Consider the following 1438-nt stretch of genomic DNA (forward strand, 5'->3'; position numbering starts at 1 on the left):
GGCCACGTCCAGGCGGGTGGTGTATGAGAAGGCCACCTCGCGATCTATTAACTAGTTAAGCACCAATTGCCTCAATTGTCACATCGGCATCATTGGTGTCGGTTTCGGTGTCGACTTTCTGGCATGCGGCGAGGATTTCGACGCCCATGTAGCGGCGCTGCTCGGTCCATTCGTCGTTCTGTTCGGCCAGCACGGCGCCGACCAGGCGGATGATGGCGGTCCGGTCGGGAAAGATGCCGACCACGTCGGTCCGTCTCCTGACCTCCTTGTTCAGGCGCTCCTGGGGGTTGTTGCTCCACACCTGCTTCCACACCTGCTTGGGGAAGGCGGTGAAGGCCAGGATGTCCTCGCGGGCCTCGTCCAGGTGTTCGGCCGCGGCCGGGAACTTGGCCTCCAGCGCGGTCACGACCTGGCGGTGCTGGGCGTAGACGGCGTCGCGGTCGGGCTGCTCGAAGATGGTGCGCACCAGCGTCGACACCCACGGCTGAGCCGACTTGGGGACGCGCGAGCCCAGGTTGCGGTGGTAGTGGGTCCGGCACCGCTGCCAGGACGCGCCCGGCAGCGTGGAGGCGATCGCGTCGCGCAGCCCGGCGTGGCAGTCGGAGGTCACCATCTTCACCCCCGACAGGCCGCGGGCGACCAGCCCGCGCAGGAACGCCAGCCACCCGGCGCCGTCCTCGGACGACACCACGTCGACGCCAAGGATCTCGCGGTGCCCGTCGGCGTTCACACCCGTGGCGATCAGCACGTGCACCGTCACCGTCCGGCCGCCCTCACGCACTTTCTGCGTCAACGCGTCGATCCACACGAACGTGTAGGGCCCCTGGTCAAGCGGCCGGTTCCGGAAGTCGGCGACCATCTCGTCCAGTTCACGGGCCATGAGGCTGACCTGCGACTTGCTCAGCCGGGTGACGCCCAGCTGCTCGGCGAGCTTCTCCACCCGCCGGGTCGACACGCCCAGCAGGTATGAGGTGGCGACCACGCTGGCCAGCGCCCGCTCGGCCCGCCGGCGCCGCTCCAGCAGCCACTCGGGGTAGTACGACCCCGACCGCAGCTTGGGCACCGCCAGCTCGATCGTCCCCGCCCGGGTGTCCCACTCACGGCGCCGATACCCGTTGCGGGAGTTCACCCGATCGGCGCTGACCTCGCCGTACCCGGCCCCGCACAGGGTCTCGACCTCGGCGTCCATCATCCGCTGCGCCATCTCGCGGATCATCGTCCGCAGCAGGTCCGGACTCGCCGAGGCCAGGGTGTCCTCGAACTCCTCGGTGACAACCGGCACAATGTCATTGACGGCCACTTCGTACCCTTCCTTCGCTTCTTGGTCGATTCGAAGGATCACGAGGTGGCCGTCCTCATGTCACGGGGACTCGCCCATCACGACACGAACCGGTCACAGGTCACACCCGCCCCATACACCACTCCCGTGGACGTGAAC

At 67.5% G+C, this 1438-nt stretch carries 1 protein-coding gene; it reads right to left on the bottom strand.

Annotation, left to right across the window (positions count from 1 at the left end; genetic code table 11):
- Window positions 1-55 precede the first annotated feature (55 nt).
- Complete coding sequence (locus ACGFK0_RS37655) at window positions 56-1300, bottom strand: IS256 family transposase (protein ID WP_392913565.1); 1245 nt, start codon at window positions 1298-1300, stop codon at window positions 56-58.
- Window positions 1301-1438: the final 138 nt, after the last annotated feature.

Origin of the sequence: Spirillospora sp. NPDC048823 (genome assembly GCF_043198445.1) — a bacterium.
Lineage (GTDB): Bacteria > Actinomycetota > Actinomycetes > Streptosporangiales > Streptosporangiaceae > Spirillospora.